General features: G+C 68.2%; 10 protein-coding genes. 4 read left to right on the top strand and 6 right to left on the bottom strand.

Annotation, left to right across the window (positions count from 1 at the left end; all coding sequences use genetic code 11):
• Positions 1 to 173 precede the first annotated feature (173 nt).
• Positions 174 to 1,640, top strand: coding sequence for a CCA tRNA nucleotidyltransferase (locus tag AB0950_RS16830; RefSeq protein WP_366778785.1), 1,467 nt, complete (start codon positions 174 to 176; stop codon positions 1,638 to 1,640).
• A 114-nt stretch (positions 1,641 to 1,754) separates the two neighbouring features.
• Here AB0950_RS16830 and AB0950_RS16835 read toward each other — a convergent pair whose 3' ends face one another.
• From AB0950_RS16835 to AB0950_RS16845, 3 genes are all read right to left on the bottom strand, one after another.
• Entirely contained in the window at positions 1,755 to 3,044 is a 1,290-nt protein-coding gene (locus AB0950_RS16835) for an MFS transporter (RefSeq protein WP_366778786.1), read from the bottom strand.
• 127 nt (positions 3,045 to 3,171) lie between these two features.
• Positions 3,172 to 4,254 (bottom strand): inositol-3-phosphate synthase, encoded by a 1,083-nt coding sequence (locus AB0950_RS16840; protein ID WP_360153281.1) that lies wholly within the window; start codon positions 4,252 to 4,254, stop codon positions 3,172 to 3,174.
• 43 nt (positions 4,255 to 4,297) lie between these two features.
• Positions 4,298 to 4,975 (bottom strand): helix-turn-helix transcriptional regulator, encoded by a 678-nt coding sequence (locus AB0950_RS16845; protein ID WP_360153284.1) that lies wholly within the window; start codon positions 4,973 to 4,975, stop codon positions 4,298 to 4,300.
• Between the two features lie 396 nt (positions 4,976 to 5,371).
• Between AB0950_RS16845 and AB0950_RS16850 the strand changes: the two genes are divergently transcribed.
• Positions 5,372 to 8,086 (top strand): transglycosylase domain-containing protein, encoded by a 2,715-nt coding sequence (locus AB0950_RS16850; protein ID WP_366778787.1) that lies wholly within the window; start codon positions 5,372 to 5,374, stop codon positions 8,084 to 8,086.
• Between the two features lie 130 nt (positions 8,087 to 8,216).
• On the top strand, positions 8,217 to 9,761 hold the full coding sequence (locus AB0950_RS16855) for a glycosyltransferase 87 family protein (protein WP_360153290.1): 1,545 nt from the start codon (positions 8,217 to 8,219) through the stop codon (positions 9,759 to 9,761).
• 124 nt (positions 9,762 to 9,885) lie between these two features.
• Here the strand turns inward: AB0950_RS16855 and AB0950_RS16860 are convergent, their stop codons facing one another.
• The 3 genes from AB0950_RS16860 to AB0950_RS16870 form a co-directional block, all read right to left on the bottom strand.
• Positions 9,886 to 10,917: an alanine racemase gene (locus AB0950_RS16860; RefSeq protein WP_360153293.1), complete on the bottom strand. Its 1,032-nt coding sequence runs from the start codon at positions 10,915 to 10,917 to the stop codon at positions 9,886 to 9,888.
• A gap of 81 nt (positions 10,918 to 10,998) precedes the next feature.
• Complete coding sequence (femX, locus tag AB0950_RS16865) at positions 10,999 to 12,120, bottom strand: peptidoglycan bridge formation glycyltransferase FemX (protein ID WP_360153296.1); 1,122 nt, start codon at positions 12,118 to 12,120, stop codon at positions 10,999 to 11,001.
• A gap of 178 nt (positions 12,121 to 12,298) precedes the next feature.
• A complete protein-coding gene (locus AB0950_RS16870; protein WP_360153740.1) occupies positions 12,299 to 12,613 on the bottom strand; it encodes a hypothetical protein in 315 nt (104 codons plus the stop codon).
• 273 nt (positions 12,614 to 12,886) lie between these two features.
• Here AB0950_RS16870 and rpsF point away from each other — a divergent pair, with 273 nt between their 5' ends.
• A complete protein-coding gene (gene rpsF / locus AB0950_RS16875) occupies positions 12,887 to 13,177 on the top strand; it encodes a 30S ribosomal protein S6 (RefSeq protein WP_351601015.1) in 291 nt (96 codons plus the stop codon).
• Positions 13,178 to 13,179: the final 2 nt, after the last annotated feature.

Below are 13,179 nucleotides of genomic sequence, written 5' to 3' on the forward strand. Positions count from 1 at the left end.
TATATCCAGTATCGAGGGAAGAGCTTTCGTACGCCGTAAGAGCAGCGCTTGCGCGGGTATGGCGGCAGGTGTCCACCGCCCCTTTCACCGGGCCGTCCCGTGATCTTCACCCGGCCGCCCGTGGAGGAAATGAAGGCAGCTCCTGGCCGCCGGGGCACGTACCCTTTTCTGTTGTGCCGAACCCGAACGAAGACACTCCCTCTGCCCTGAGCCAGGCGCAGCAGCGCGCGGTCGCCGAGCTGCTGCGGGTGGCCCCCGTCGCCGACGATCTTGCCCGCCGATTCCAGGAGGCGGGGTTCTCCCTCGCCCTGGTCGGCGGATCGGTACGCGATGCGCTGCTCGGCCGGCTCGGCAACGATCTGGACTTCACGACCGACGCCCGCCCCGAGGACGTACTGAAGATCGTCCGGCCGTGGGCGGACGCGGTCTGGGAGGTCGGCATCGCCTTCGGCACCGTCGGCGCGCAGAAGAGCGCCCGCGTCGCAGACACCGACTGGACCTTCCAGATCGAGATCACCACGTACCGATCGGAGGCCTACGACCGCACCTCCCGCAAGCCCGAGGTGTCGTACGGCGACTCCATCGAGGAGGATCTGGTCCGCCGGGACTTCACGGTCAACGCCATGGCCGTGGCCCTGCCGGAGAAGGAGTTCATCGACCCGCACGGCGGCTTGGAGGACCTCGCGGCACGCGTGCTGCGGACGCCGGGCACGCCCGAGGAGTCGTTCTCGGACGACCCGTTGCGGATGATGCGGGCCGCCCGGTTCGCCGCCCAGCTGGACTTCACCGTCGCCCCCGAGGTCGTCACCGCGATGACGGAGATGGCCGGACGCATCGAGATCGTCTCGGCCGAGCGGGTCAGGGATGAGCTGAACAAGCTGATCCTCTCCGCGCACCCGCGCAAGGGGCTGAGCCTGCTCGTGGACACCGGGCTCGCCGACCACGTGCTGCCGGAGCTGCCGGCGCTGCGCCTGGAGCGGGACGAGCACCACCGGCACAAGGATGTCTACGACCACACGCTGATCGTCCTGGAACAGGCGATCGCCCTGGAGGAGAAGGGCCCCGACCTCACCCTGCGGCTGGCCGCGCTGCTGCACGACATCGGCAAGCCGCGCACCCGCCGCTTCGAGAAGGACGGCCGCGTCTCGTTCCACCACCACGAGGTGGTCGGCGCCAAGATGACCAAGAAGCGCATGACCGCCCTGAAGTACTCCAACGAGCTGGTCAAGGACGTTTCACGGCTGGTCGAACTCCACCTGCGCTTCCACGGCTACGGCACCGGAGAGTGGACGGACTCGGCGGTGCGCCGCTACGTCCGTGACGCGGGCCCGCTGCTGGACCGTCTGCACAAGCTGACCCGCTCGGACTGCACCACCCGCAACAAGCGCAAGGCAGCCGCGCTGTCCCGGGCCTACGACGGCCTGGAGGAGCGCATCGCCCAGCTCAAGGAGCAGGAGGAGCTGGACGCGATCCGCCCGGACCTCGACGGCAACCAGATCATGGAAATTCTGGGTGTCGGCCCCGGCCCGGTCGTCGGCAAGGCGTACCAACACATGCTGGAGCTGCGCCTGGAGAACGGCCCGATGGAGCATGACGCGGCGGTAGCGGCTCTGAAGGACTGGTGGGCCGAGCAGAGCTGATCTCTGCCGAGCCCGAGCCCGGGTCGGCGATGTTTCACGTGAAACATGTCGCAGGGCTGGGAGTGAGGAAGAGGCGGTGTTTCACGTGAAACATCGCCCCTCTTCGTCTGGGTGTCACCCACTCCGCGCCGGGCTGCCGTCTCGGCGCCGCTCGAAATGGGCCATGGCCACGGTCACTCCGCCGTAGATCACGGCGACCAGGATCACGAGAAGTGCCGAGCGGCCGTCCGGCGGCAGCATCAGGGCCGCGACTCCGGCCGCCCCGACGAAGGCCACATTGAAGAGCACGTCGTACACGGAGAAGATCCGGCCGCGGAAGCCGTCGTCGACGGAGGACTGGACGATCGTGTCCGTGGCGATCTTCGCCCCCTGCGTGGTCAGGCCCAGGACGAAGGCCGCAGCCAAGAGGGGGCCGGTCGCGAATGGGAGGCCGAGGGCGGGCTCCAGGACTGTGGCGGCACCGGAGCACACCACGATCCAGCGGCCGGGGCCGAGGTGTCCCGCCGCCCACGGTGTCACCGCGGCCGCCGCGAAGAATCCCGCCCCCGACAGCGCCAGCGCGAGGCCGAGCAGCCGGAGTCCGCCCTCGGGAGTCGCCGACAGGGCGTACCGGCACAGCATCAGCAGAAGGACGAGAAGCGCGCCGTAGCAGAAGCGCATCAGCGTCATCGCGGCCAGCGCCCATGCGGCTGCCCTGCGCCGGGGAGCGGCCAGATGGCGGACGGCCGCAATGAGTTCCCGTGCCGTCTCGGCGAGGGCGGTGGCCATGCGCGGCCGTGCCGGACGCCGGTCGGGGCCGAGCAGCGCGGGAGGCACGGCCAGGGAGGCCAGGGCGGCGCACAGATAGAGGAAGGCGCCGAGGAGGACCACAGCGGCGTCGGAGCCGGATGCCACGAGCCGTACGGCGAAGGCGAGGCCGCCCCCCGCGGTCGCAGCGAGTGTTCCGGCCGTCGGGCTCAGGGAGTTGGCGAGCACCAGGCGCTCGGTGTCCACCACGCGTGGCAGCGAGGCGGACAGCCCGGCCAGGACGAAGCGGTTGACGGCCGTGATGCACAGCGCCGAGGCGTAGAAGAGCCAGTCCGGGACATGGCTGACCATCAGCACCGCGGTGGCCGCGGCCAGCAGGGCGCGGAGCAGGTTGCCGTACACGAAGACCTGCCGGCGCCGCCAGCGGTCCAGCAGGACGCCCGCGAACGGGCCGACCAGCGAGTAGGGGAGCAGCAGGACTGCCATCGCCGAGGCGATGGCGGTGGCCGAGGTCTGTTTCTCCGGGGAGAAGACCACGTACGCGGCGAGCGCGACCTGATAGACGCCGTCGGCACCCTGTGACAGCAGGCGAATGGAGAGCAGACGCCGGAAGTACCGCAGGCGCAACAGGACGCGCAGGTCACGGACGACGGGCATGGGGCACAGCCTCACATATGCGGAAGGTCCCCGGGTCAGGGAACCCGGGGACCTTCACAGCCCTGGCAGGAGCGTTCTCGGGCGAGCGGGCGCCGTCAGGCACCCTGGCGCGCCGTGCCGGGTCGAACTATCGCTCGACCTCGCCGCGGATGAACTTCTCGACGTTCTCGCGGGCCTCGTCGTCGAAGTACTGGACCGGCGGGGACTTCATGAAGTAGCTCGACGCCGACAGGATCGGGCCGCCGATGCCGCGGTCCTTGGCGATCTTCGCGGCGCGCAGGGCGTCGATGATGACACCCGCGGAGTTCGGGGAGTCCCAGACCTCGAGCTTGTACTCCAGGTTCAGCGGGACGTCACCGAAGGCGCGGCCCTCGAGGCGGACGTAGGCCCACTTGCGGTCGTCCAGCCAGGCCACGTAGTCGGACGGGCCGATGTGCACGTTCTTCTCGCCGAGGTCCCGGTCGGGGATCTGGGAGGTGACGGCCTGCGTCTTGGAGATCTTCTTGGACTCCAGGCGCTCGCGCTCGAGCATGTTCTTGAAGTCCATGTTGCCGCCGACGTTCAGCTGCATCGTGCGGTCGAGGATGACACCGCGGTCCTCGAACAGCTTCGCCATGACGCGGTGCGTGATGGTCGCGCCGACCTGGGACTTGATGTCGTCACCGACGATCGGCACACCGGCCTCGGTGAACTTGTCCGCCCACTCCTTGGTGCCGGCGATGAAGACCGGGAGGGCGTTGACGAAGGCCACCTTGGCGTCGATGGCGCACTGGGCGTAGAACTTCGCCGCGTCCTCCGAGCCGACCGGCAGGTAGCAGACCAGGACGTCGACCTGCTTGTCCTTCAGGATCTGGACGACGTCGACCGGCTCCTCGGCGGACTCCTCGATGGTGGCGCGGTAGTACTTGCCGAGGCCGTCGAGGGTGTGGCCGCGCTGGACGGTGACACCGGTGTTGGGCACGTCGCAGATCTTGATGGTGTTGTTCTCGGAGGCGCCGATCGCGTCCGCGAGGTCGAGGCCGACCTTCTTGGCGTCGACGTCGAACGCGGCGACGAACTCGACGTCGCGCACGTGGTAGTCACCGAACTGCACGTGCATCAGGCCGGGGACCTTGGACGCCGGGTCGGCGTCCTTGTAGTACTCGACTCCCTGCACCAGCGACGCCGCGCAGTTGCCCACGCCGACGATGGCTACGCGAACCGAACCCATTCCGGTTGCTCCCTGTGTGTACGAGTGAGGCCCTGAGTGGGTCTCACGTGGCGGTGTCGTCGGGCGTATCCGTCCGGGGGGTTTCCCCGGGACGGGGCAGGCCGCCCGTCGATCCATTGGTGGTGTCCTGCTGAGCGGGCCCCCCGGATGCGGCACCCTTCAGGTCCCGTCCGGCCCGCTCGCTCTCGATGAGCTCGTTCAGCCAGCGCACTTCGCGCTCCACGGACTCCATCCCGTGGCGCTGGAGCTCGAGTGTGTAGTCGTCGAGGCGCTCCCGGGTGCGCGCCAGGGAGGCACGCATCTTCTCCAGACGCTCCTCCAGGCGGCTGCGCCGGCCCTCCAGCACGCGCATGCGCACATCGCGCGACGTCTGCCCGAAGAAGGCGAAGCGTGCGGCGAAGTGCTCGTCCTCGTACGCGTCGGGGCCGGTCTGCGCGAGCAGCTGCTCGAAGTGCTCCTTACCTTCTGCCGTCAATCGGTACACGATCTTCGCCCGGCGTCCGGCGAGCGGAGCGGCGTCCTCGTGGGTGCTGCCCGGTTCCTCGATCAACCAGCCGTTGGCGACCAGCGTCTTGAGGCAGGGGTACAGCGTGCCGTAGCTGAAGGCCCGGAACACACCCAGGGACGTGTTGAGTCGTTTGCGCAGCTCATAGCCGTGCATCGGGGACTCGCGGAGCAGGCCGAGCACGGCGAACTCGAGGATGCCGGAACGTCGGCTCATCGTCGCCTCCTCTCGGTCCCGCTGATCGCTCACGCGGGTCTCGCCGTGCCTCTCAGCGTCTTTATCTCGCGCTGATGTATCGACTCGATACATCACGACGATAGAACGGCCTTCCGCAGGCGACAAGAGGGGCGGCGGTGAACGGGATCACATCACCGCTTCACCTGAGGCAAGTTGCCTGTTTTGGGGTGAACTTCAAGGCTCGATGGGTTTTGGCGGTGCGTAGTCTGTGCGGCATGCACAGCACCGGGAACCAAGTGACACCTGGGGAGCGTCGTCGTCCCCGGTGCAGTACGGGTGAATGCAGAACCGACCACATCCGTACTTCGGGGGGACCGGAAACCAGCCGCCGTTCCAGGCGCGCACGGGTGCGCCTGCCCGAGGAGTAATCGTTCGATGAGCGAGCACCGTCGCAAACCGCCGCAGCCGCAGGGAGGCGGACGTGCCGCGGCCCGACGCGGCCAGCCCGGCTCGTCCTCCGGTCGCCGTGCGGCACCGCGAGGCGCCACCGGATCTCCAGCCGACTCCTATGGGTCCAGTTCCTATGGGTCGGGTCGCAGCGGACCGGAAAGTGAGGAGCGCCCCTACGGCGGCCGTGCCGAGGCCCGCCGGGCGGCGCAGAGAGGCAGCCGCCGCAGAGGCGCCGACAACGCGGGCCCGGGCGGCCGGCGCGGCGGCCCGGCCGGGCCCGGGCGCGGCAGAGGTCGGGCGGCGACGGCCCCTGGCAGGAAGCGGATCATCGACTACCCCAGGGCCGACCGGTACGGCTGGCGCCGCTGGGTGCCCTCCTGGAAGCTCGTCTCCGGGTTGTTCATCGGCTTCGTCGGAAGTCTGGTGGCGGTGGCGGGCATCGCGTACGCGATGGTGAACGTTCCCAACGAGGCCGCGGTCGCCAAGGCGCAGAACAACGTCTTCTACTGGTCCGACGGCTCGGTGATGGTCGCGACCGGCGGTGAGGTCAACCGCCAGAACATGAACTTCGCCAGCATCCCGAAGGACATGCGGTACGCCGTCATCTCGCAGGAGAACAAGACCTTCGAGACGGACAGCGGCATCGACCCGAAGGGCATCGCCCGTGCCGTCCTGAACATGGCCCGCGGCGGCCAGACACAGGGTGGCTCGACCATCACCCAGCAGTATGTAAAGAACGCGATGCTGAACGACCAGGCACAGACGTTGTCCAGGAAGTTCAAGGAGATCTTCGTCGCGATCAAGGTGGGCGCCCAGGTCCCCAAGGACCAGATCATGGAGGGCTACCTCAACACGACGTACTTCGGCCGCGGGGCCTACGGCCTCCAGGCCGCGTCCCGGGCCTACTTCAACAAGGACGCCACGAAGCTGGACGCGGGCGAGTGCGCCTTCCTGGCGGCGATGGTCAAGGGCGCCACGTACTACGACCCCGCGGGCGCGACCTCCCTCGATCCCACGGCGACCCCGGAGGCCAACAGCAGGCGGGCCCTGGCACAGATGCAGGACACACTCGACAAGATGGTCAAATACCACCATCTGAGCCCTGCGGAGCGCGCCAAGTACACGACTCTCCCCAAGATCCAGAACCCCCGGTCGAACGGCCAGCTGCAGGGTCAGATCGGCTATCTCGTCGACCTCGCCAAGGCGTACCTGGTCAACAACCCGGCGACGCACATCACTGCGGACGATCTGCAGAAGGGCGGCTACCAGATCTACACGACCTTCGACAAGAAGAAGGTCAACGAGCTGGAATCCGCCGTGAAGAAGGTCCAGAAGGCGAACATCAAACCGCAGCAGCGGCCCAAGACGGACACCCACGTCCAGTTCGGCGGGGCTTCCGTGGACCCGACCACGGGTGCCATCAAGGCCATCTACGGCGGTGAGGACGCGACCAAGCACTTCACCGACAACGCGGACTCGACCGGTGCCCAGGTGGGTTCGACATTCAAGCCGTTCGTCCTGGCGGCGGCCATGAAGTGGGGCGTGCGCAACCCGGACGGTCCGGAGTCACAGCCACAGGACGACCGCACGGTCGTCTCCCCCAAGAGCCTGTACAGCGGCAAGAACAAGCTCAAGATCAAGGAGTACAACGGGCAGGTCTGGACCGACAAGAACGGCAAGGAGTGGCTGCAGACCAACGACGGCGGTGAGTCCGTCGGAGACCCGCCGAACTACAAGATCGACCTCCGTGAGGCGATGCAGTACTCGGTCAACTCCGCCTACGTCCAGCTCGGTATGGACGTGGGGCTGGACAAGGTCAAGGAGACTGCCATGGACGCCGGCATTCTCGAGGGCAGCCTTGCCAGCTCCAACTACCCGTCCTTCTCGATCGGTACGTCGGACCCCAGCGCCATCCGCATGGCCTCCGCGTACGGCACGTTCGCGGCCAGCGGTCAGCAGCGTGACCCCTACTCCGTCGTGAAGGTGAGCGACAAGGACGGTGTGGTCTTCCAGCACCGGGACAAGTCCACCGAGGCTTTCACCCCCCAGGTCGCCGACAACGTGACCGACGTGCTCAAGACCGTGGTGGACAAGGGCACCGGCACCAAGGCGCAGCTCCCCGGTCGCGAGGTCGCCGGTAAGACGGGTACCACGGACGGCAACAAGTCCGCGTGGTTCGTCGGCTACACCCCTCAGCTGTCGACCGCGATCAGCATGTTCCGGCTGGACGACAACGCGAAGAACAAGAACCGGACGTTCCTGGAGATGTACGGAACGGGTGGCCAGGAGAAGATCCACGGTGCCTCGTTCCCGGCCGAGATCTGGCACGACTACATGGCCCAGGCACTGGCGAACGAGCCGGTCAAGGACTTCCCGACTCCGGAGCCCATCGGCAAGGTGCTCAACGCCGACCCGAGTCCGACACCGACTCCCTCGGCCAGCCAGAGCCGGACGACGAGCCCGTCGCCGTCCCCGTCGCCCAGCGTGTCGTCCACGGCTCCGTCCCCGTCGGCGAGCGACACCTGCCAGTGGAGCTGGACCAACAACTGCAACGGCAACGGCGGCGCCAACGGCGGTACGGACACGGGCGGCACCACAGGAGGCACCGATCCATCGCCGAGCGTCACGGACACGACCGGTACCGGAGGCAACACCCGGGGCAATGGCAACGGCGGCCTCTTCGGTGGTAAGACCGGTTAGCCGCCGCGCCTGACCGGTTGGCGAGCATTTCGACCGCCACGGGTGTTTCACGTGAAACATGGGCCGCCGCACCCCACCAGGTGCGGCGGTCCACGTCTTTTTCCCAGACAGGTACGGCAGGATGTGCCCCATGCCCAGTGCAGAGATGACGCCTGCGAGCAGGTACGAGCCCGAGCCCGTGCGGCCCGCTACGGCAGAACCGGTGCGTCCGACCAGTGAGGACGAGATCGCCCGGGCCGGCAGCGAGCTGATCGGTGGTCCTCTGGGGCGCCGTGCGCTGCTCGGGACCTCCTGGTGGACGCCCGTACGGGTGGTCGCGCTCGTGGCGATCGGCATGTTCGCCCTCGGCCTGGTCCAGAAGGCGCCCTGCTATCACAGCGCCTGGTTCTTCGGCGCGAGCAGCCAGTACACGAAGGCCTGCTACTCGGACATCCCGCACCTCTACCAGGGCCGCGGATTCGCCGACCATCTCGTGCCGTACTTCGACAAGCTGCCGGACGACATGTCCGGGGGTATGGGCTACCTCGAGTACCCGGTGCTGACGGGCCTGTTCATGGAGGTGGCGTCCTGGCTCACCCCGCACAGCGGCGGCATCCAGCACCAGGAACAGTGGTACTGGTTCGTCAACGCCGGGATGCTGATGGTGTGCGCGGCCGTCATCGCCGTCTGCGTGGCCCGCACCCACCACCGCCGCCCCTGGGACGGCCTGCTGGTCGCCCTGGCGCCCGCCTTCATGCTCACCGCGACCATTAACTGGGACCTGCTGGCGGTGGCCCTTACGGCCGCCGCGATGCTGATGTGGTCCCGGAGCCGTCCCGTCGCCTTCGGCGTCCTTCTGGGCCTCGCCACGGCCGCCAAGCTCTATCCCGTGTTCCTGCTGGGCCCGCTGCTCCTGCTGTGCTGGCGCGCCGGCAAATGGCGGGAGTACGCACAGGCCGTGGGCGGCGCGGTGATCGCCTGGTGCGTGGTGAACGTGCCGGTGATGCTGTTCGCGTTCCCGGGGTGGTCGAAGTTCTACACGTTCAGCCAGGAGCGGGGCGTCGACTTCGGCTCGTTCTGGCTGGTCTGGGCCCAGAACTCCAGCAACCCGCCGAGCACCGGCTTCGTGAACGCCGCCGCGATGGTGCTGGTGGTGCTGTCCTTCCTGGGCATCGCCGCGCTGGCCTTCACCGCCCCGCGCCGGCCGCGCTTCGCCCAGCTGGCCTTCCTGATCGTGGCGGCCTTCATCGTCACCAACAAGGTCTACTCGCCGCAGTACGTCCTGTGGCTGGTGCCGCTGGCGGTCCTCGCCCGGCCCAAGTGGCGTGACTTCCTGATCTGGCAGGCGTGCGAGGTGGCGTACTTCCTGGGCATCTGGATGTACCTCGCGTACACGACCAGCGGTGAGGCCCACAAGGGGCTGCCGACGCTCGGCTATCACTGGGCGATCGTGCTGCACCTGGTGGGCACGCTGTACCTGTGTGCCGTCGTCGTACGGGACATCCTCATGCCGGAGCGGGACGTGGTGCGCCGCTCGGGCGACGACGACCCCTCGGGCGGGGTGCTCGACGGCGCGGAGGACGTCTTCGTGCTCGGCGCCGCAGCCCATCCACCACGGCACGCCGCCCACTTCGAAGGCGTCCAGGTGGACTGGGGCAGGCCGGCGCAGCCCTCCACGGAGGACGGTTCGCTCTGAGCGAACGTACCGTCGGAAGGTCATGAAGAAGGCCGTACACGCGGGATGCGTGTACGGCCTTCTCGCTGCGGTGTACGGCGGCCTTTTCGCTGGTGCACGGCCTCCCGGCTGCGCCGGGCGGGGCTCAGCGGTCCACGAGCCGGTCGAACTGCGTGGTGGTGTGCCGCAGATGGGCCACCAGTTCGTCGCCGACCTTCGGTTCCGGGGCGTCCGAGGGGACGAACAGGATCGAGACCTGCATGTGCGGAGGCTCGGCGAACCAGCGCTGCTTGCCGCCCCAGACGAACGGAGAAAGGTTCCGGTTGACCGTGGCGAGCCCGGCCCGTGCGACGCCCTTGGCGCGCGGCATGACGCCGTGCAGGGCCTTCGGGGCCTCCAGGCCCACCCCGTGCGACGTACCGCCCGCCACGACCACCAGGTAGCCGTCGGAGGCCGCCTTCTGCTGCCGGTAGCCGAACCGGTCGCCCTTGGCCACGCGCGTGACGTCCAGGACGGCGCCGCGGTACTCGGTGGCGTCGTGGTCCCCCAGCCACAGCCGCGTGCCGATGCGGGCCCGGAACCGGGTCTGCGGGAACTGCTGCTGGAGCCGGGCGAGTTCGTCGGCCTTGAGGTGGCTGACGAACATCGTGTGCAGCGGCAGCCGGGCCGCGCGCAGCCGGTCCATCCAGCCGATGACCTCCTCGACGGCGTCGGATCCGTCGGTGCGGTCCAGCGGCAGGTGGATGGCGAAGCCCTCCAGCCGGACGTTCTCTATGGCCTGGTGCAGCTGGGGCAGGTCCTGCTCGCTGATGCCGTGGCGCTTCATCGAGGACATCACCTCGATGACGACACGCGCGCCGACGAGGCCGTACACGCCGTCGACGGACGACACCGAGCGCACCACCCGGTCGGGCAGCGGCACGGGCTCCTCGCCGCGCCGGTACGGCGTCAGCACCAGCAGGTCACCGCCGAAGAAGTCCTTGATGCGCGCGGCCTCGTAGGTGGTGCCGACGGCGAGCAGGTCCGCGCCCAGTCGCGTGGCCTCCTCCGCCAGCCGCTCGTGCCCGAAGCCGTAGCCGTTGCCCTTGCAGACCGGGACGAGACCCGGGAACTGCTCCTGCACGTGCTTGTGGTGCGCCCGCCAGCGCGCGGTGTCGACGTAGAGCGTGAGCGCCATGGCCGGACCGGAACCTTTCTCGTGGCTGCGGTGTATCAGAGGTGTGGAAGCTGTGACCCTATGGAACCAAACGCCCGGGGGTCAGCGACGTGACATGTAGATGTCGAGCGCCTTGTGGAGCAGCTTGTTCAGCGGGAAGTCCCACTCGCCGAGGTACTCGGCCGCCTGACCGCCGGTGCCGACCTTGAACTGGATCAGGCCGAACAGGTGGTCCGTCTCGTCCAGGGAGTCGGAGATGCCGCGCAGGTCGTAGACGGTGGCGCCGAGCGCGTAGGCGTCGCGCAGCATCCGCCACTGCATCGCGTTCGAGGGCCGCACCTCACGCCCGATGTTGTCGGAGGCGCCGTAGGAGTACCAGACGTGCCCGCCGACGATCAGCATGGTCGCCGCCGACAGGTTCACGCCGTTGTGGCGGGCGAAGTACAGGCGCATCCGGTTGGGGTCCTCGGTGTTGAGGGCCGTCCACATGCGCTGGAAGTACGACAGCGGGCGGGGCCGGAAGTGGTCGCGCACAGCGGTGATCTCGTACAGCCGCTGCCACTCGGGCAGGTCCTGGTAGCCGCCCTGGACGACCTCGACGCCGGCCTTCTCGGCCTTCTTGATGTTGCGCCGCCACAGCTGGTTGAAGTTCTTGTGGACCTCTTCCAGGGAGCGGCCCGCCAGCGGCACCTGGAAGACGTAGCGCGGCTGTACGTCGCCGAAGCCGGCGCCGCCGTCCTCGCCCTGCTGCCAGCCCATACGGCGCAGCTTGTCGGCCACCTCGAAGGCGCGCGGCTCGATGAAGTCGGCCTCCAGGTCGCGCAGGCGCTTGACGTCCTGGTCCTGGATGCCCCTCTTGATCGTGTCGGCGTTCCACCGCCGGATGATCACCGGCGGGCCCATCTTCACCGAGAAGGCGCCCTGCTGCTTCAGATGCGCCAGCATCGGCTGGATCCAGTCGTCCAGGTTCGGCGCGAACCAGTTGATGACCGGGCCTTCCGGCAGGTAGGCGAGATAGCGCTTGATCTTGGGCAGCTGACGGTAGAGGACCAGGCCGGCGCCGACCAGCTCGCCGGTGCGGTCGTCGAACCAGCCGAGGTTCTCCGAGCGCCACTCCGCCTTCACATCGGCCCAGGCCGGGACCTGCATGTGGCTCGCCGACGGCAGGCTCTGGATGTAGGCCAGATGTTGCTCGCGGCTGATGGTCCTCAGGGTCAGGCTCATGTCGGGGCGCTCCTCGGGCTGGTGTGTCCCCATGGGTTCAGGGGCTCCGGCTCTCGCGCCGAAGCCTACTGCGCCCCGCGAGCGCCCCGACTGGGCGTACGGGCCTTCACCCCGGCCGGATACGCGGCCGGGGCGGCCCGTGCGGTGGAAAAGGACGTCGGGCGGACGTCTCCGGCTGTCAGCCGCCGAGCCCGCCGAACAGCCCCCCGTGCGCCATGCTGATCAGGAAACCGACCCCCGCGGCGCCGAGACCCAGGATCAGAACGAAGCGCTCCCGGGTGGTCACGGAGATCCACTGTCCGTAGATGCCGACGCCGAGTCCCACCAGCCCCGTCCACGAGGACAGCAGGTGGAGGCCGTGGAAGAACGACGTGATGAAGGACAGGAACCCGAGGACGAAAGTCACCGCCATCAGGGTGTCCTGAAGCGGACGGCGCTTGCCGTCCGTGGCGAAGAGGGAACCGGCGACGTTGGGATGCAATGCCTGTGCCATGGGCACCTCCTGCGGAAGGCGGCGCATAGTAGCGCCGTACACACCCGACGTGTACAGGGTGACGGTCTTCACGGCCGGATTTCAACCGGAAGCGGGTGTGCGGGTAGTCTGTACCGTCTGCACCGGTGTCTGCCCACGCCTGCCCAGGTAACACTGCGGGATCCCCTCACGGGCCCCCGATTGTCAGTGGCGGCCGATACCGTTGCGTACGCATCACGACCCTCCTGCCACGGAACGACCGTGGCCGCTGAGTCCAAAGGAGGTGGGTTCCACATGCGTCACTACGAGGTGATGGTCATCCTCGACCCCGATCTCGAGGAGCGCGCTGTCTCCCCGCTGATCGAGAACTTCCTGTCCGTCGTCCGTGACGGCGGCGGCAAGGTTGAGAAGATCGACACCTGGGGCCGTCGTCGTCTCGCCTACGAGATCAAGAAGAAGCCCGAGGGCATCTACTCGGTCATCGACCTGCAGGCCGAGCCTGCGGTCGTCAAGGAGCTCGACCGCCAGATGAACCTGAACGAGTCGGTCCTCCGGACCAAGGTCCTCCGCCCCGAGATGCACTGAGC

Source organism: Streptomyces sp. NPDC007189 (genome assembly GCF_040703635.1).
In the GTDB taxonomy this organism is placed as follows: domain Bacteria; phylum Actinomycetota; class Actinomycetes; order Streptomycetales; family Streptomycetaceae; genus Streptomyces.